This is a genomic window from Micromonospora sp. WMMD975, from assembly GCF_029581215.1.
Classification (GTDB): domain Bacteria; phylum Actinomycetota; class Actinomycetes; order Mycobacteriales; family Micromonosporaceae; genus Micromonospora.
This window is the reverse complement of sequence record NZ_CP120739.1, coordinates 2,021,580-2,037,492: the sequence shown is the minus strand read 5'-3', so window position 1 is coordinate 2,037,492 and position 15,913 is coordinate 2,021,580. Positions and strand designations below refer to the sequence as shown.

Here is a 15,913-nt window from a genome sequence, read left to right as displayed (position 1 = left end):
TGGCGGCATCAACGGAGATCGACATCGCCGTCAACTTCATGATCACCGCGGCGGGACGGTGGGTGGGTGGGGTGGGTCAGGCGGGGGTCAGGACGGCTTCCTTCAGGAGGCGGCGGGTCAGCACCAGGCGGTCGGCGTCGTCGTCCAGGCCGGGCAGGTCGCCGACCCGGGTGACCTCGCCGGCCAGCAGCGCGCGCAGCGCCGCCTCGCAGGTGCCGGGCAGGGTGAGCGTGCGGTCGAGCAGGCGCAGCGCGACGCGACCGTCGCCGGTCGGGGTGAGCTGCCAGCGCAGGCCGTCCCGGACAGCGATCCGGCTGTCCGGGCTCAGCCGGGCCAGCGCCTCGGCCTGGGCGAGCGGTCGGATCGGCGCCGGGCGGGCGGCCGGCCACACCCGGTCCCGCAGCCGCGCGGCCACCGCCGCCGGCTCGGCCCGCAGCAGCCAGTCGCGCAGCGCCTCGACGGTCTCGGTGAGTTCCGGCTCGATCGCGTCGGCGTCGGCCAGGTCGAGGCCGAACGGCAGGCCGGCGCGCAGTCGGGCGTCCTCGGCGGCCAGGGCCAGCAGCTCCTCGACCATGGCGTAGCGGGTCAGCGCCCGGATCCCCACGGTCAGGTGCAGCGAGCTGGACTCCTGCGCCTGGGCGCTGTGCAGCCAGCCGCGGGGCAGGTAGAGCGCGTCGCCCGGTTCGAGCACCACGTCCAGCGCGGGCCGGCCGTCGGCGGTGGCGGCGACCTCGTCGGCCCGGCCACCCCAGGGCTGGCGCTCCAGCGGGTCGGCGAGCACCGGCGGGTGGATGCGCCAGTGCTTGCGGCCGTCGACCTGGAGCACGAACACGTCGTGGGTGTCGTAGTGGGTGGCGAAACCCTGGCTGCCGGCCGGGGTGAGGTAGGCGTTCACCTGCAACGGCTGGGCCAGCGCGGCGCCCAGGTCACGGGCGAAGTCGACGAGCGCCGGCCAGGTGCGGTGCAGGCCCTGGAGCACGAGCGTGGCGCCGTCGGCGTAGAGCGCCAGCACCTTGTCGTCGCGCACCTGGTCGCCGATCTCGGCGCCGGCGCCACCGCCGCCGGTGTACCGCGCCGCCGGCACGAGCTGGCCGTCCTTGGCCACCCGCAGGAACGGGGTACGCAGGCCGCGGCGGCTGAGCAACTCGTCGGCGTCGGCGGGGCTGAGCAGGTCGGTGAAGCCGTCCGAGTTGGGCAGCTCGGCGGCCCGGGACAGCAGTGGGCCGCGGCCCCAGTGGTCGGCGACGAACGTGGCCGGCTCGACCGCCACGCAGCGGGCCAGCGCCCCGGCGGCAGGAGACGGACCCGCCGGGTGGCCGTGGCCACCCGGCGGGTCGACGTGCGTCATGGTCATCGCTCAGGCGCTGCCGTCGGCGCCGCCGTCGTGCTGGCCGGGGGTCGCGCCGCCGTCGGCCGGACCCTCCGCGCCGCCGTCCGCGCCACCGTCGTGCTGACCCGGCGTCGCGCCGCCGTCGGCCGGACCCTCCGCGCCGCCGTCCGCGCCACCGTCGTGCTGACCCGGGGCCGCGCCGCCGTCGGCCGGACCCTCCGCGCCGCCGTCCGCGCCACCGTCGTGCTGACCCGGCGTCGCGCCACCGTCGGCCGGACCCTCCAGCCCGCCGCCGCCGCTGGTCTGGATGTCGTCGTCGTTCAAAGCCATGGGTGCTCCCTCGGTGTGCCGCCCCGCGTGTTCCCGGGGACCGTGTTGCAGCGGGTGGTACCCCACATTCGATCTTCTCTAACACACCGTAGACGTCCGGACCGGCACGCGCGGACGGTTCGCGCCGGCACGGCGGGCGGACCCGGTCGGTGCCAGGACGCGGAGGGTGGACCGGCGGGCCGGGCCGCCGGTCCCCCGGACGCCACCGGCCGGTCAGGGGATCAGCTGACCGAGATCCCGCGGCAGGCTCGCCTTGACGTCCTGCCACTCGCCCTGGGTGACGTGCCGGCGCAGCGTGTCCAGCACGACCTGCACCACCCGCCGCGGGCCGCCGTCGGTGTCGTACGGGAAGCCCTGGCGGACCTCGTAGAGGAAGTCGTCGCGGTTGAGCTTGATCGGCACGTTCTCCGGCTGCCAGCCGTCGAAGTAGATGCCCCGCAGCAGCACCGGCAGCTGCTGGGCGAACTCGGCGCTCTCCCCCACCGGCATCCGGTCGCGCAGCAGGTGCAGCACCGTGCGCAACGCGGCGTAGGACTGGTTGCGGCGATCCGCCGGCCAGCCGTACGCCGACTCGATCTCCTTGAGGATCACGTTCGTCTTGTCCAGCGAGGACTCGAACGCGGACATCAACTGCTCAGCCATCCGGCTCACCCCCGGGCGTCGGTTTCCCAGCGTCGGTCGTCGGCGCGTCGCGGCGGCCCGCTCGGCCCCCGCCAGAGCCGGGTCGGGCTGAAGCGGCCGGGCCGCCCCGCGCGCCCGCGCGGCACACCGGTGTCGCCGACCACGTGCAGGACGCCGCCGCGGCGTCGATCCGCCACCACCCGTACCGTCATGACCCACCTCCTCGTCGCCGCGCGCGGTCCGGCGGGCCGCGCGCACCGCCCATGCTGCGCGGCGGACGGGTGAGCGGGCCTCACCCGGTGTGGGTGAAGCGCGCTCAGTTCGCCAGCAGGCCGACGAGCGTGGTGGCGTTGCGCTGGGCGTGGTCGCGGTAGCAGTTGTTCATCAGCACGTGCGTCCGTTCGGCCCGCCCGGCCAGTTCGCGCAGCTTCGGCGCCCAGTCGCGCAGCTCCCGGTCGGAGTAGTCGTAGCCGAACTTCTCGTGGATGTCCTTGCTCGTCCACTTGTCGCTGTGCCCGTGGAACCGGACCACCGCGAGGTCCGCGGTGGCGGCCAGCACCGGCGGTACGGACGACCGGTGGCCCTGCGGCATGTCCACGCAGACGAGCGGCAGTTCGTGCCCGCGCAGGAACTCCAGCGTCTCGTCGGCGTGGTCGCCGTCGAACCAGGAGGCGTGCCGGAACTCGAAGACCGGGCGCAGCGGGGCGCACCGCCGCGCCACCTCGAGCAGGTACTGCTTGTTGTCCCGCCGGAGGGTGAACCAGGGTGGGAACTGGAACAGCAGCGCGCCGAGCTTGCCGGCGGAGACCAGCGGGTCGAGGGCGGACAGGAACCGGGTCCAGACCTCCTCGTACGCCTGCGCCGGCAGGTCACCCGGGTAGACGGTGCGCTTCTGCGTGGCCGGCCGCAGGTCCTTGTAGAGCGCGGAGACCCGGGTCGGGTGGCCGGTCAGCAGGCTGAACGCCTTGACGTTGAAGGTGAACCCGGGTGGCGTGCGGTCCGCCCACAGCCGAGCGGTCCGCTCGGCCGGCGGCGAATAGTAGGTGGCGTCCACCTCGACCAACGGGAACTGCCGGGCGTAGTAGGACAGCCGGCGCTCCGGGGTGTCGGCGTCCGCCGGGTACCAGCCGGAGTCGAGCAGGGTCCGGTCGATCCACGACGCGGTGCCCACCTCGATCTCACCCACGGGACCGACCGACGACCGGGCGGGCTCAGGCCGCCCGCCGCTCCCGGGTCTGCTTGCACGCCACGCAGGAGGTGGCGGACGGGAAGATCTCCAGCCGTTCCACCGGGATCGGCGCGGCGCAGCCCTCGCAGTAGCCGTAGGTGCCCTCGTCGAGGCGGGCCAGCGCGCGCTCGAACTGGGCGCGCCGCTCCAGGATGGTGCGCAGCAGGGACTGCGCGGTGTCCCGCTCGGCGGTCTTGGTGCCGCTGTCGGCCTGGTCGTCGCCGGCGGTGTCGCCGACCTCGACCAGACGCAGCACCTGGCTCTGCGCGACGGCGTGGTCGTACTCCGCGGTCAGTTCGTCGTACCGGGACCGCAGGGACTGCCGGATCTGGTCGACCTCCGCCTGGGAGCGGCCCGTGGCTGTCGTGTCGTGGACGAGCATCGCTGCCTGCCTTTCCTGCGGTCTCATAACGGGTCCGGCCGGAGCGACGAGCGCCGGCGGACCCGGTCCGGGACGTGGTGGGCGGGCGAACTCACCCGTGCCCTGTGAGCCGGGCGAATACCCCTGCCCCCAGCGGGCCAAACCGGAGATTTCCTGTCACTTTCCGGTGAGTTCGTGCCCGCGTGCGCGCATCGGCTCAGCCGGTCTCCACGAGGGCCGGGTGGCGGGGGTCGTCGGCGCGTACCACCACGTCGGCGAAGGAGGCCGGGTCGACCTCGTCGGCGTAGCGGGCGAAGGCCGGCAGGGTCCAGCGCCACGCCGGGTCGGTGCGCCGGGCCAGCGCCGCCGGGGAGAGCACCAGATGCACGGCGACGTCGAACGGCAGCGGGCCGCCGAGCAGCAGCGCGCCGCTGACCAGGACCACGCCACCGGCCGGCACCCGCCGGTAGGTGGCCCGGCTGGCCCGGTCGGTGTCGGCGTCCCAGAGCGACGGCAGCAGCCGGCCGCTGCCGTCCGGACCGGCCGGGTCGAGCACCTCGCGGCGCAGGCCCGGTTCGTCGAGCCAGCCCTCGTAGTACGCGTCCGGGTTGGTGCGTCCCTGTTCCAGGCGCACCGAGGCGGGACGGAGGAAGTCGGCGGCCCGTACGTGCAGCACCGGCCGTCCGGCGGCGCGCAGCGGGTCGACGAGGGCGGCGGCGAGGGCGTCCGGTTCGGCGGCCGGCGGCCCGTCGACGGCCACCCGCAGCCGCCCGGGCGTCTCGGCGGAGGTGAGCCGCGCGACCAGTTCGGCGACGAGGCGGTCGGGGCTGATCGGACGGACACGCATCCGTCCATCCTGCCCGGCCAGCCGCGCGGACCGACCACGAGTGCGCGTCCGGGCGGTCGGGGCTCCGTCCGGCGAGCGGGCTCTCGCAGGGGTGGCGTGCGGGTCAGCCGGTGCGGTCGATGGTCACCCGGGCGTCGTCGGCGAGCCGGTAGCCCACCCCGTAGACGGTGGTGACGAGCGGCACGTCCACGCCGACCTTGCCGCGCAGCCGGCGCACGTGCACGTCGACGGTGCGGACGCCGGCGTGCTCGTACCCCCAGACGGCGTTGAGCAGTTGCAGTCGGGTGAAGACCCGGCGCGGGTGGGCGACCAGGTGCAGCAGCAGGTCGAACTCCAGGCGGGTCAGCGGCAACGGCTCGCCGTCGCGCAGCACCGACCGGGAGGAGGCCAGGATGTGCAGGGTCGTCATCGTCGAGGCGAGCGGACGTGCGGGGGCCCGACCGGTCGGCACCTCGGGGCGGCGTTCCGCCGCGACGGTCCCCGTGCTGATCACCGCGTCGCCGCGTTCGAGCAGCTCACGAGCCGCGTCGAGGAGCCGGCGGGCGGCCGGGGTGAGCGACTCCTCGCAGGCCAGCGGAATGTTCAGGGTCACCGTGAGCACGGGCGTGGCGGTGTTGGCGGGGCGACGTTGACCGCCGGGCGGACGACCGGGGACCACGGGTTGGGACGTATGCCATCCGGCACGCGGCGAGGCGGGGCTGACCGACATGGTCCTCCTTGGCTGGTCCGGGTATCTCCCCGCGGCCCGGGACACCGCTTCATCGATGCTTCCCGGCGCTCGCGTGGGGGTCAAGGGGCCATTGCGTTGCATGAATGTGACAATTGACGAACACACCGGAGCGGAGTGCTCGCTCTGCGTGCGAGGCCCGTTGATTACAGCAGAGCGACGAAACGCGGTGTTACGGGGGGTCCCCGCCCGGTTCACAATGGCCGGTAGGGCACGGAACGTGAACGCGGCGCACCCGGAAGCCGGGTACGCCGCGTGTCGGCGGGCGGCGGCTCAGGCGTCGCGGTCCACCTCGATCGGGGCGTCGTCGGCGAGCCGGTAGCCGACGCCGTACACGGTGGTCACCAGCGGCGTGTCCGGACCGAACTTGGCCCGCAGCCGACGGATGTGGACGTCCACCGTGCGGGCCACCGCGTGCTCGTAGCCCCACACGTTGGCGAGGAGCTGCCGCCGGGTGAACACCCGACGCGGGTGCTCGGCGAGGAACAGCAGCAGGTCGTACTCGATCCGGGTGAGGGCGACCTCGACGCCGCCGTGCCGGACCCGCCGGGTGCCGGTGAGGATGCGCAGGCCGCCGGACAGGTCCGGCGTCGCCGGTGGCGGCTCGGCCGGCGTCTCCCGGGGTTCGGCAGGTCGGGCGGCGACGCGGCGCAGGTCGAGCACGGCCGGGGCGGCCCGGTGCCCGTCGGGGTGGACCGCGTCCTCGCCGGCGGTGGCGAGTTCGTCCAGCAGCTCGACCAGCCGGGCCAGGCCGGGCGTCAGCGGGCCGGCACCCAGGTCGAGGGTGACGGTCAGGGTCGGTCCGGTACGCGGCCGGGGCGGCAGGACCCGGTCGGTGCGGCCCGGTCGGGCCGGACGGGTGGTGAGGGCGACGACGGACATGGGTGCCTCCTGTGCGGGCGGGCTCCCCGCCCCGCCGGGTGCGGCGGGACGGTCAGCGGAGCGCCCGGCCGGCAGTGACCGGGGGCGCGGTGGACGAGGGTCGGGACGGCGGGGTGGGGCCGAGGGTGGGCAGGCCGGCGATGCGCCAGGCGGCGAAGCCACCCGCCACGTCGGTGGCGCGGCGCAGGCCGATGTCCTGTAGCGCGGCGGCGGCCAGCGACGAGGTGTAGCCCTCCTGGCAGAGGACGACCACGGGCACGTCGTAGTCGACCGCCTGCGGCAGCCGGGCCGGGCAGCGCGGGTCGAAGCGCCACTCCAGGACGTTGCGCTCGACGGTGAGCGCGCCGGGCACGGTGCCGTGCGCGGCCCGCTGGCCGGCGGGGCGGATGTCGACGAGCAACGCGCCGCCCCGGTGGGCCAGGTGCGCCTGCTCCGGGTCGAGGCGCCGCAGCCGGGCGCGGGCGGCGGCGAGGAGGTCGTCGATCCCCCGGGAGCCGGGTGGGGGGACCGGACAGCTCTCGACGAGGGCGGGGGTCAGCGCCATGTCGGCGTCCTTCCGTTCGACGGGGTTCGGGATCGGGGTGGCGGGCCGGCTCACCACGCGACGCCGGCCTCGGCCACCTCGGCGACCCGGAGCCGCCCGGCGTCGAGGCGGTAGCGGGTCATCCGGCGCAGCGCGGGCCGGTAGACGTGCACACTCACCGCGGGCTGGTCGCCGCGGTTGGTGACCTGGTGCACGTGCCGGGCGCCGAAACGCCGGCCGGCGCCGGCGGCGAGCCGGTGCGGACGCAGCCGGCTGCCGCTCACCGTCTCCTCGGTGAGCACGCCGACGACGACCAGGAAGGCGCCGGACGAGCCGCCGTGGTCGTGCAGGTCGGTGCCCTGCCCCGGCAACCAGCTCAGCGCCCACACCTCGTGCTCGCCGTCGGCGTGCAGCCGCGCGTACCACCGCTCGGACCGGTCGAAGCGCAACGGCACCGGCCAGCCGGTCGGGTCGGCCCAGCGGGCGGCGACGGTGCGCAGGTCGGTCGGGTCGGTGCTGGTCATCGGCGGGACGTCCTCACGGTGCGGAGCGGCGCGTACTCCCATACCTTAGGCGGCAAACCCGATAGGTTTAGTAGGTAATTCCAGATGCTGGGATGATCTAGGCTGGGCGGATGCCCGACGAACTGGACGGCGAGACGATCGCCTTCGCGCACCGGATGTTCGACCTGGCCCGCAGCGGAGCGACGGAGGAACTGGCCGCCAACGTGGACGGCGGACTGCCGGTCAACCTCACCAACGCCAAGGGCGACACGCTGCTGATCCTGGCCGCCTACCACGCCCACCCGGAGACCGTCTCGGCGTTGCTCGCCCGCGGCGCCGACCCGGCCCGGGTCAACGACCGGGGGCAGACCGCGCTGGCGGCGGCCGTGTTCCGGCAGAACGCGGCGGCGGTCCGGGCGCTGCTCGACGCCGGCGCCGACCCGGACCACGGTGGCCCCTCCGCGGTCGAGACCGCCCGCTTCTTCGACCTGCCGGAGATGCTGACGCTGCTCGGTCGGGACTGACCTGCGGTATACAGGGCCGGTGGAGGAACCCGTACCCGAGCAGATGCGCACCGCGGCCAGCGCGCTGCTGGCGGCGCTCGACGAGCCGGCCCGCCGGCGCGCCCGGCACGACTTCGACGACGAGCCGGCCCGGCGGTGGCTGGAGTACCGGCCCCGCCCCCGGCCCGGCGTCCCGGTCGCCGTCCTCGACGTCACCGCCCGCAAGGCCGCCCACCGGCTGCTCGCCACCGCACTGAGCCCGCCCGCGTACGCCCAGGCGATGGCCGTGGTGGCCCTTGAGGAGGTGCTCGACCGCGCCGAGGGCTGGCGGCGTGGCCGGCACAGCGGCGACTACTGGGTGGCGGTCTTCGGCGACCCGGCGCGCGACGACCGCTGGGCCTGGCGGTTCGAGGGACACCACCTGTCGGTGAGCATGACCGTGGCCGACGACCTGGTCTCCCCCGCCCCGATCTTCCTCGGCGCGAACCCGGCCACCGTCCGGCACGCCGGCCGGCCGGTCTCCCGGCCACTCGGCCCGGAGGAGGACCTGGCCCGGGAGCTGCTGGACGCGCTCGGCCCGGCCGGACGCTCCGCCGCGATCATCGCCGAGGAGGCGCCGGCCGACATCATCAGCGCCACCCGGGCCACCGCGCCCAAGCGACTCGACCCGCTCGGCGTACCACGGGGTCGGCTCGGGCCGACCGGCCGCGCGCTGCTCGACCGCCTGGTCGCGCTCTACCTGGACCGGCTCCCGGCCGACCTGGCGGCCCGCGAGGCGGCCCGGCTCGACGGCGGCGACCTGCACTTCGCCTGGGCCGGTCCGGTCGAGCCGGGCCGGCGGCACTACTACCGGGTGCAGGGCGACGACCTGCTGATCGAGTACGACAACACCACCGACGACGGCAACCACGCGCACACCGTGCTGCGCCGCCCGGCCGCCGACTTCGGCGCCGACGTGCTGGCCGCCCACCACGCCGCCGCGCACCGCCCGGTCACCGGCGACGCGCCTCGATGAGGAACCGTCGGGCGTGGGCGACGAACGGCCCCTCGGCGCGGATCCGCTCGTCCAGCCGGCGCAGCGCCGTGCGGTGCCGCTCCACCGTGAAGCCGGGCACGGTCCAGACCACCTTGCGCAGGAACCAGACCACCGCGCCGATGTCGTGGAAGACGGTACGCAGCGTGGCCGTGCGCAGGTCCACCACGGTCAGCCCGGCGGCCTCGGCGTCGGCCACCGCGCGCTCCGGGTGCCGGTGCGCCGGCGGCGGCAACGGCCCGAGGATCGCCTCGCTGAGCTCCCGCACGGTGCCCGGGCCGATCTGCTGGGACAGATAGCTGCCGCCGGGGCGCAGCACCCGGGCCACCTCGTCCCACCAGGTGTCCACCGGGTGCCGGCTGACCACCAGGTCGAACCCGGCGTCCCGGAACGGCAGCGGCGGCCGGTCGGCCACCCGCACCACGGACGCGCCGACCCGGCGCAGGTTGCGCCGGGCCACCGGCACGTTCGGCGGCCACGCCTCGGTGGCGACCAGCAGCGGCGGTGGCGCGGGCGCCTCGGCCAACACCTCGCCGCCGCCGGTGTCGATGTCCAGCGCGGCCCGGGCGGCGGCCAGCCGGGCACCGACCAGGCGCGCGTAACCCCATGGCGGGCGCTCCTCGGTGGCGCGACCGGCCAGCCAGGAGAAGCCCCAACCCTCGACCGGCGCGGCCACGGCCTCGGCGACCAGCTCGTCGAACCCCCGTTCCATCGTCATGGACGCAGCCTGCCGCCGGCGCCGGGGGCTGGCAACGCCTTTACCCGGCGCGCCGGCCGACCGCCGTACCCCCGCCTCGCCGTACCCCGGCCTCGGCACTGGACCGGACGCTCTCGGCGTTCCCGCCGCCGACGCGGTCGGTGCCTTTCGGTGGCGACGCACGGAGATCTTGGTACGAAATGGCCCCTATAGGGGCCGATTTCTACCAAGATCTCTCCTGGTCTCGCGACTTGGAAGATCGATCCCGAGAAACGGGAGCAGGTACCCCGGCGGCGGACCGGGCTGGGGCCCACCGGCCGTGCGGCACGGCCGGGGTCCAGCACGGCCGGGGTACGGCACGGCCGGGGTACGGCACGGCCGGGGTACGGCACGGCCGGGGTACGGCACGGCCGGGGTACGGCACGGCCGGGGTACGGCACGGCCGGGGTACGGCACGGCCGGGGTACGGCACGGCCGGGGTACGGCACGGCCGGGGTACGGCACGGCCGGGGTACGGCACGGCCGGGGTACGGCACGGCCGGGGTACGGCACGGCCGTGCCGCACGCCGGAGAGGCGCCGCGCCGGCGGACGGGCGGCCCGTGGCGGGCGGCCTGCGGGTGGGAACGGTCAGAACGGCCGGGGACGGGAGATCTCGACGGTCGCGCCGGGGATCTCGGCGAGCGCCTCCAGCCCGGTCGGCTCGGCGGGGTGGCTCCGGTCGGACCGCTGCATCAAGCGGGCGCCGAGCGCCACCCCGACCGCGCCCACGACCAGCGCCACCAGCTCGGTGACGAGCTGGCCGGTGGTCGCGCCCCGCTGCGGCGCCTGCGCCCGGACCAGGCAGGTCAGCAGGAACAGCCCGGCCATCACCGCGTTCACCACGTTGAACGTGAGCGCGGTCCGGTCGGCCCGACCGGCGCGTACGTCCCAGAGGTCGACCATCCCGGCGACCGTGGTGAGCGCGGCGGCGACAAGGGCGGCGACCGCCGTCCAGTAGCCCACCTCGCCGAGGAACGCCGGCCCGCCGACCACATCGGCCAGGTCGAACACGGCGGCGCTGACGAAGAGCCCGAACGGGAACGTCACAAGCATCGGTTGGATCGGGTGCCCCTGCACCCGAAGTCGGCTCTCCATCGCGTCCTCCCCACGTCGGCGCGGCTCACCAGTCCAGGGTGCTACCCGACGGCCCGTGGAGCGAAACGACTGTCGCTCAGTTGTCCCGAGGACGGGAGACGGTGAGCACGAGCCGCTCCGCCACCGCGCGCAGCGGAATGTCCAACGAGGAGGCGGCGCTGCGCAGCACGTCCAGGGCCTCCGGCGCGGGACAGCCCCGCTGCGTCATGATCACGCCGACCGCCTGCCCGACCACGCCCTCGACCAGCAACGCGCCGTCGAGCTGACCGGCCCGGGCGGCCACCCGTTCCCGGTCGCGGACCGCGGCCAGCAGCAGCCCGGCGTGCTCGGCCAGCAGCATCGCGGTGAGCTGGTGGCTCGGCGTGAGCGCGCCGGGCGACTCCGCGTACAGGTTGATCGCGCCGATGACGTGGTCGTCCACATCGACCGGCGCGGAGACCACACCGTGCACGCCGAGCGCCCGGGCGCGCGCGCACCAGGCCGGCCAGCGCGTCTCCTCCGCCAGCGCGCCCGCGATGGTCATCTCCCGGCGGCGGATGGCGCTCAGGGCCGGCGTGTCCGGGCCGTACCGCAGGTCGTCCAGCTCGGCCCGGCGCGCGTCGGAGGCGGCCACCCCGGCGGGCTCACCGGCGCGCAACGCGGTGAAGCCGCAGCAGTCCACCCCGGGCACCGCGGCCCGGGCGATCCGGACCAGCCGGTCCAGCGCCTCGTCGAAATCGGTCACGGCGATCAGGCCGGCGGTCAGCTCGCGCAGCAGCGCGGCGGTCTCCAGCACGCCGAGATCCTCGGTTGTCGGATGGCAGGTGTGGAGGTTCACCGCGTCGCGGCCCCCACCGCCCCCGCGTCCGCCCGCGCGGTGTCCGTGTCCGGCGTCGTTGCCTGTCCCATGTCCGCCCTCTCTCTGCCGAGCCTCGGCCTACTACCCTCCCAGACCACCGTCGAAACCGCGCAAAAAGGCCCCTTCCGACCGGATCGGCGGAAGGGGCCCTGCGCTCGGGGTCAGCGCGACCCGGAGATGAGCCGCCGCCCCACCGAGGCGATCAGCCGGTCCAGCTCCGAGCCGAACGGGTTGTCGTGCACCAGGTAGGTCCAGGTGGCGGTGGGCCGCACCAGCTTGGACGAATCCGGCTCCCAGCCCTCGTCGAACTCGGTTTCCTCGAACGTGGCGACGGTCCGCGTCTCGATCTCCGGCACCAGGGCGTTGAACGCCGGCACCGCGCTGCGGTGGAACTCGTCAAGCGGGTCGAGCCGGCCCAGCGCCCGCAGGTGCACCCCCTCGCGCACCTCGGACAACTCGGCCAGGTGCTCGGCCCAGAGCCGGTCCAGGTGATAGAGCGCGATCTTGCGGGCCACGTCGGCGAGCAGGTCCTCGTCCATCTCGCCGGCCTTCTCCGGCACGCGCTCCAGCAGCATGAGCGCGGCGATGTCCGTGGTCAGCAGCCGCTCCCGCCGCTCGGCGAGGGCCTTGCGCTGCTGCTCGATCACATGGCTGTAGCGCCACGTGTTGCGGTGGATCTCGTGGTTGACGCCCTCCGCGACCCGCTGGGCGTGCTCCACCGCGTAGTCGACCACCGGATCGGTGACCAGACCGTCGGCGTTCATCCGGGGCGACGCCGGCACGGTGTCGCCGGCGTGCCGCACGACCAGGTCGTCCTCCAGGCTGACGAAGAAGACCGACCCGCCCGGGTCACCCTGCCGGCCGGCCCGCCCGCGCAACTGGTCGTCGACCCGGCGGCTGTCGTGCCGACCGCTGCCGATCACGTAGAGGCCACCCAGCTCGGCCACCCGCTCCCGGTCGGACTGGTCGCTGCCGCCGAGCCGGATGTCCACGCCCCGGCCGGCCATCTGGGTGGAGACCGTCACCGCGCCGTACGCGCCGGCCTCGGCGATGATGCCGGCCTCCTCGTCGTCGTTCTTGGCGTTGAGCACCACGCTCGGCACCCCGGCCTCACCCAGCGCGGCGGCCAGCGCCTCGGACTCCTTGACGTCGAGCGTGCCGACGAGCACCGGACGCCCCGCCTCGTGGCAGCGGGTGATCTCGTCGACGAGCGCCTCGTCCTTCTCGGCGCGGGTGGCGTAGATCCGGTCCGGCTCGTCCTCCCGGACGCACGGCGTGTTCGGCGGGATCACCGCCACCTCCAGGCCGAAGAACTCCCGGAGCTGGTCGCCGACGAGCACCGCGGTCGCGGTCATCCCGCAGACCGTCGGGTAGAGCGCGATGTACGCCTGCACGGTCACCGTGCCCAGCACCTCGCCCTCGGCGGTGGCGTCCAGCCCCTCCTTCGCCTCGACCGCGGCCTGGAGCCCGTCCGGCCAGCGCCGCCGCTGGGCGACCCGGCCCCGCATCTCGTCGATCAGCTCGACCGAGTCGTCCCGCACGATGTAGTCGACGTCGCGGTGCAACAGGGCGTGCGCGTGCAACGCCACGTTCACCGCGGAGAGCTGCCCGACGTGCTCGGCGTCGTACAGGTCGATGCCGCCGAGCTTGGCCTCGACGGTGGCCAGGCCGAGCGAGGTGAAGGCGACGCTGCGACCGTCCTCGGCGACGGTGTAGTGCCGGCCCTTGCGCAGCCCGCGCACCAGCGCGGCGGCGGCGTGCACCGGATCCTGCTCGCCCGGGACCGCGCCGGCGAGCACCATCGGCACCCGCGCCTCGTCGATGAGGATCGAGTCGGCCTCGTCCACGATCGCGGTCTTCAAGGAGGGCTGCACCCGGTCGGTGACGTCGGTGGCGAGCTGGTCGCGCAGGTAGTCGAAACCGGCCTCGCTGACGGCGACGTAGGTGACGTCGCAGCCGTACGCGGCGCGCCGCTCCTCCGGGGTGGACGCCTCGTTGACCCAGCCCACGGTGAGCCCGAGCAGGGTGTAGACCGGCTCCATCCACTCGGCGTCCCGGCGGGCCAGGTAGTCGTTGACGGTGAGCACGTGCACCGGCCCGTTGCCCAGCCGCACGTGCCCGTACGCGGCGACGGTCGCGGTGAGCGTCTTGCCCTCGCCGGTGGCCATCTCGGCGACCTTGCCGGAGAGCAGCGCCATCGCGCCGAGCAGCTGCACGTCGTAGGGACGCTGGTCGAGCCCGCGGCGGGCCGCCTCACGGCCGACGGCGCAGATCTCCTCGTATTTCTCCGCCCGGCCGGCGGCCTCGGTCAGCTCAGCGTCGGAGAGCTTTTCCAGCTCGGTCTCGCGAGCCTCGATCGCCGGCAGCAGCTTCTCCAGCGGGGCCAGGTCGACAGTCGTCCCCGGGCGCTGGAGGAACTGGCGGAGCCTGGTCTTCAACCGTTGCGACACACCCATGAGCCGCAACGGTACGCGAACCGCAGCCGATTGTGACCCCCGCCCGGCACGGCGGTCGGAACGTGTCCGGGTTCCGGCCGGTCACCGCAGGTCAGGGCCGGTCCGGGCGGTATCAGTCCACGAGCAGTTGGTGCGCGGCCAGCTCGCGGTAGAGCGGGCTGACCGTGGTCAGCTCGTCGTGGGTGCCGATCGCCGCCACCCGGCCGCCGTCGAGCACCACGATCTGGTCGGCGTCCACCACGGTCGAGAGGCGGTGCGCCACGATCAACAGGGTGCGGCGCACCGCCACCGCGTCGATCGCCCGGCGCAGCGCCGCCTCGTTGCGCGCGTCGAGGTTGCTGGTCGGCTCGTCGAGCAGCAGCACCGGCGCCCCGGCCAGCAGCGCCCGGGCGATGGCCAGCCGTTGCCGTTCCCCGCCGGAGAGCAGCACGCCGCCCTCACCGACCTGCACGTCCAGCCCGTCGGTGGTGCGGTCGCCCAGGTGCGTCAGGTTCACCTCGTCGAGCACCGCGCGCAGCCGGTCGTCGGTGGCGTCCGGGGCGGAGATGAGCAGGTTGTCCCGCAGCGTGCCGGCGAGCACCGGCGCCTCCTGCTCGACGTATCCGAGCCGGGCGCGCAGCGCGTCCCGGGGCAGCTCCCGCACGTCCACCCCGTCCAGCCGGATCGCGCCCTCGCCCACCTCGTAGAAGCGCTCGACCAGCGCCAGCACGGTGGACTTGCCGGCGCCGGACGGGCCGACCAGGGCGGTCCGGGTGCCGGCCGGCACGGTGAAGCTCACCCCGCGCAGCACCGGCGGACCGCCGGGATAGCCGAAGCTGACCCGGTCGAACTCGACCCGGGCCGGAACGTCCACGGACGGCGTGCCCGCCCCGGCGGGACGGTCGTCCGCGCCCTCGCCCGGCACGGCGAGGATCTCCTCGATCCGGGCCAGCGCGCCCAACCCGCTCTGCAACTGGGTGTACGCGCGGGCGCCCTGGCCCAGCGGCATCACCAGGAAGAACAGGAACATCACGAAGGCGACCAGGTCACCCACGCTGATCGCCCCCGACGCCACCCGGGCCCCGCCTACGGCCAGCACCAGCAGGAACGCGCCCTGCACGGTGATCGTGCTCGCCGGGCCCACGAGCGCCTCGGCCCGGGCCACCCCCAACCCGGCCTGGTACGCCGCGGTCGCGCTCGTCACCACCGTGTCGGTCTCGCGGCCCTCGGCGCGGCTGGCCCGGATGGTGCGCGCCGCGGAGATCGCCCGCTCCACGGCCGAGGTCATCTCGCCGACCCGTTCCTGCGCCCGGCGGGCCAGGCCCCGCACCCGGCGGGCGACGGTGACCGCGAAGACCACACCGACCGCGACCGCGGCCAGCGTCACCCCGAACAGCAGCGGGTCCAGCAGCAGCATGGCGGTGCCCGCGCCGACCACCATCACCGCCCCGGTGACGGTCTCGAAGAGGCCGGACGTGATCACCGCCCGCAGCAGCGTGGTGTCCGCGCCCACCCGGGACAGCAGGTCGCCGGTGCGACGCCTGTCGTACTCGACGATCGGCAGGCGCAGCACGTGCCCGGCCAGGCGACGGCGCACACCCAGCACGAGCCCCTCGGCCGTCCGCTGGAGCAGGTAGTCCCGGAGCCCGCCGAGCAGCGCGGCGACCACCACCAGGGCGACGAGCGCGACCACGAGCAACGCGGCCGGCTGGCCGGCGGTGATCCGGTCCAGCACGGTGCGGGTGAGCAGCGGCTGGGTCAGCGCGGCGACGGACCCGGCGAGCGACAACCCACCCACCCCGGCGAGGGTGCCGCGGTGGGCACGCAGATAGGGCAGCAGCGCGGCGAGCCCCGGCATCGGGCCGGCTTCGACGGTCATGACGGAAACGGTAGCGGGGCGCCGCACGGATCCGGCGCCCC

The 15,913-nt window shown here is 74.9% G+C and carries 18 protein-coding genes; 2 read left to right on the top strand and 16 right to left on the bottom strand.

What is annotated here, in order from left to right:
• Positions 1 to 76: 76 nt before the first annotated feature.
• From O7613_RS08600 to O7613_RS08550, 11 genes are all read right to left on the bottom strand, one after another.
• The gene (locus O7613_RS08600; protein ID WP_282294509.1) at positions 77 to 1,348 is read right to left on the bottom strand and encodes a cupin domain-containing protein; all 1,272 of its coding nucleotides are present in this window, start codon (positions 1,346 to 1,348) and stop codon (positions 77 to 79) included.
• 9 nt (positions 1,349 to 1,357) lie between these two features.
• A complete protein-coding gene (locus O7613_RS08595) occupies positions 1,358 to 1,660 on the bottom strand; it encodes a hypothetical protein (protein WP_281589856.1) in 303 nt (100 codons plus the stop codon).
• Positions 1,661 to 1,873: 213 nt separating this feature from the next.
• Positions 1,874 to 2,302: a DUF2267 domain-containing protein gene (locus O7613_RS08590; RefSeq protein WP_282293145.1), complete on the bottom strand. Its 429-nt coding sequence runs from the start codon at positions 2,300 to 2,302 to the stop codon at positions 1,874 to 1,876.
• Positions 2,303 to 2,307: 5 nt separating this feature from the next.
• Positions 2,308 to 2,493, bottom strand: a complete 186-nt coding sequence (locus tag O7613_RS08585; protein WP_281589860.1) for a hypothetical protein — start codon at positions 2,491 to 2,493, stop codon at positions 2,308 to 2,310.
• Positions 2,494 to 2,597: 104 nt separating this feature from the next.
• On the bottom strand, positions 2,598 to 3,467 hold the full coding sequence (locus O7613_RS08580) for a DUF72 domain-containing protein (RefSeq protein ID WP_282293143.1): 870 nt from the start codon (positions 3,465 to 3,467) through the stop codon (positions 2,598 to 2,600).
• Between the two features lie 25 nt (positions 3,468 to 3,492).
• Positions 3,493 to 3,891, bottom strand: coding sequence for a TraR/DksA C4-type zinc finger protein (locus tag O7613_RS08575; protein ID WP_282293142.1), 399 nt, complete (start codon positions 3,889 to 3,891; stop codon positions 3,493 to 3,495).
• A gap of 196 nt (positions 3,892 to 4,087) precedes the next feature.
• Positions 4,088 to 4,717: a uridine kinase gene (locus O7613_RS08570; protein ID WP_281589866.1), complete on the bottom strand. Its 630-nt coding sequence runs from the start codon at positions 4,715 to 4,717 to the stop codon at positions 4,088 to 4,090.
• 103 nt (positions 4,718 to 4,820) lie between these two features.
• Positions 4,821 to 5,426: a winged helix-turn-helix domain-containing protein gene (locus tag O7613_RS08565; RefSeq protein WP_281589868.1), complete on the bottom strand. Its 606-nt coding sequence runs from the start codon at positions 5,424 to 5,426 to the stop codon at positions 4,821 to 4,823.
• A gap of 291 nt (positions 5,427 to 5,717) precedes the next feature.
• The gene (locus tag O7613_RS08560) at positions 5,718 to 6,326 is read right to left on the bottom strand and encodes a winged helix-turn-helix domain-containing protein (RefSeq protein WP_281589870.1); all 609 of its coding nucleotides are present in this window, start codon (positions 6,324 to 6,326) and stop codon (positions 5,718 to 5,720) included.
• Positions 6,327 to 6,378: 52 nt separating this feature from the next.
• Positions 6,379 to 6,870: a rhodanese-like domain-containing protein gene (locus O7613_RS08555; RefSeq protein WP_281589872.1), complete on the bottom strand. Its 492-nt coding sequence runs from the start codon at positions 6,868 to 6,870 to the stop codon at positions 6,379 to 6,381.
• Between the two features lie 50 nt (positions 6,871 to 6,920).
• Entirely contained in the window at positions 6,921 to 7,373 is a 453-nt protein-coding gene (locus tag O7613_RS08550; protein ID WP_281589874.1) for a cysteine dioxygenase family protein, read from the bottom strand.
• A gap of 110 nt (positions 7,374 to 7,483) precedes the next feature.
• Between O7613_RS08550 and O7613_RS08545 the strand changes: the two genes are divergently transcribed.
• The gene (locus O7613_RS08545; RefSeq protein ID WP_282293138.1) at positions 7,484 to 7,876 is read left to right on the top strand and encodes an ankyrin repeat domain-containing protein; all 393 of its coding nucleotides are present in this window, start codon (positions 7,484 to 7,486) and stop codon (positions 7,874 to 7,876) included.
• A 19-nt stretch (positions 7,877 to 7,895) separates the two neighbouring features.
• On the top strand, positions 7,896 to 8,870 hold the full coding sequence (locus O7613_RS08540) for a DUF3500 domain-containing protein (protein WP_282293136.1): 975 nt from the start codon (positions 7,896 to 7,898) through the stop codon (positions 8,868 to 8,870).
• On the opposite strand, the gene O7613_RS08535 is transcribed toward O7613_RS08540, so the two are convergent.
• The 5 genes from O7613_RS08535 to O7613_RS08515 all read right to left on the bottom strand — a co-directional run bounded on the left by O7613_RS08535 (position 8,848) and on the right by O7613_RS08515 (position 15,872).
• Entirely contained in the window at positions 8,848 to 9,600 is a 753-nt protein-coding gene (locus O7613_RS08535; protein ID WP_281590323.1) for a class I SAM-dependent methyltransferase, read from the bottom strand. The genes O7613_RS08540 and O7613_RS08535 overlap by 23 nt on opposite strands.
• Before the next feature lie 613 nt (positions 9,601 to 10,213).
• A complete protein-coding gene (locus tag O7613_RS08530; RefSeq protein WP_282293134.1) occupies positions 10,214 to 10,720 on the bottom strand; it encodes a DUF2231 domain-containing protein in 507 nt (168 codons plus the stop codon).
• 76 nt (positions 10,721 to 10,796) lie between these two features.
• Positions 10,797 to 11,537: a GAF and ANTAR domain-containing protein gene (locus O7613_RS08525; RefSeq protein WP_281589881.1), complete on the bottom strand. Its 741-nt coding sequence runs from the start codon at positions 11,535 to 11,537 to the stop codon at positions 10,797 to 10,799.
• 182 nt (positions 11,538 to 11,719) lie between these two features.
• Positions 11,720 to 14,014, bottom strand: a complete 2,295-nt coding sequence (secA2, locus tag O7613_RS08520; protein WP_281589882.1) for an accessory Sec system translocase SecA2 — start codon at positions 14,012 to 14,014, stop codon at positions 11,720 to 11,722.
• Positions 14,015 to 14,126: 112 nt separating this feature from the next.
• Positions 14,127 to 15,872, bottom strand: coding sequence for an ABC transporter ATP-binding protein (locus O7613_RS08515; protein ID WP_282293131.1), 1,746 nt, complete (start codon positions 15,870 to 15,872; stop codon positions 14,127 to 14,129).
• Between the last annotated feature and the right edge of the window lie 41 nt (positions 15,873 to 15,913).

Excerpts from the sequence above, each read along its gene's own strand:
- O7613_RS08575 (WP_282293142.1), bottom strand. The coding sequence starts at position 3,891 with ATGCTCGTCCACGACACGACAGCCACGGGCCGCTCCCAGGCGGAGGTC.
- O7613_RS08600 (WP_282294509.1), bottom strand. The coding sequence starts at position 1,348 with ATGACGCACGTCGACCCGCCGGGTGGCCACGGCCACCCGGCGGGTCCG.
- O7613_RS08585 (WP_281589860.1), bottom strand. The coding sequence starts at position 2,493 with ATGACGGTACGGGTGGTGGCGGATCGACGCCGCGGCGGCGTCCTGCAC.
- O7613_RS08535 (WP_281590323.1), bottom strand. The coding sequence starts at position 9,600 with ATGGAACGGGGGTTCGACGAGCTGGTCGCCGAGGCCGTGGCCGCGCCG.
- O7613_RS08530 (WP_282293134.1), bottom strand. The coding sequence starts at position 10,720 with ATGGAGAGCCGACTTCGGGTGCAGGGGCACCCGATCCAACCGATGCTT.
- secA2 (WP_281589882.1), bottom strand. The coding sequence starts at position 14,014 with ATGGGTGTGTCGCAACGGTTGAAGACCAGGCTCCGCCAGTTCCTCCAG.
- O7613_RS08545 (WP_282293138.1), top strand. The coding sequence starts at position 7,484 with ATGCCCGACGAACTGGACGGCGAGACGATCGCCTTCGCGCACCGGATG.
- O7613_RS08570 (WP_281589866.1), bottom strand. The coding sequence starts at position 4,717 with ATGCGTGTCCGTCCGATCAGCCCCGACCGCCTCGTCGCCGAACTGGTC.
- O7613_RS08595 (WP_281589856.1), bottom strand. The coding sequence starts at position 1,660 with ATGGCTTTGAACGACGACGACATCCAGACCAGCGGCGGCGGCGGGCTG.
- O7613_RS08560 (WP_281589870.1), bottom strand. The coding sequence starts at position 6,326 with ATGTCCGTCGTCGCCCTCACCACCCGTCCGGCCCGACCGGGCCGCACC.
- O7613_RS08555 (WP_281589872.1), bottom strand. The coding sequence starts at position 6,870 with ATGGCGCTGACCCCCGCCCTCGTCGAGAGCTGTCCGGTCCCCCCACCC.
- O7613_RS08515 (WP_282293131.1), bottom strand. The coding sequence starts at position 15,872 with ATGACCGTCGAAGCCGGCCCGATGCCGGGGCTCGCCGCGCTGCTGCCC.
- O7613_RS08590 (WP_282293145.1), bottom strand. The coding sequence starts at position 2,302 with ATGGCTGAGCAGTTGATGTCCGCGTTCGAGTCCTCGCTGGACAAGACG.
- O7613_RS08550 (WP_281589874.1), bottom strand. The coding sequence starts at position 7,373 with ATGACCAGCACCGACCCGACCGACCTGCGCACCGTCGCCGCCCGCTGG.
- O7613_RS08565 (WP_281589868.1), bottom strand. The coding sequence starts at position 5,426 with ATGTCGGTCAGCCCCGCCTCGCCGCGTGCCGGATGGCATACGTCCCAA.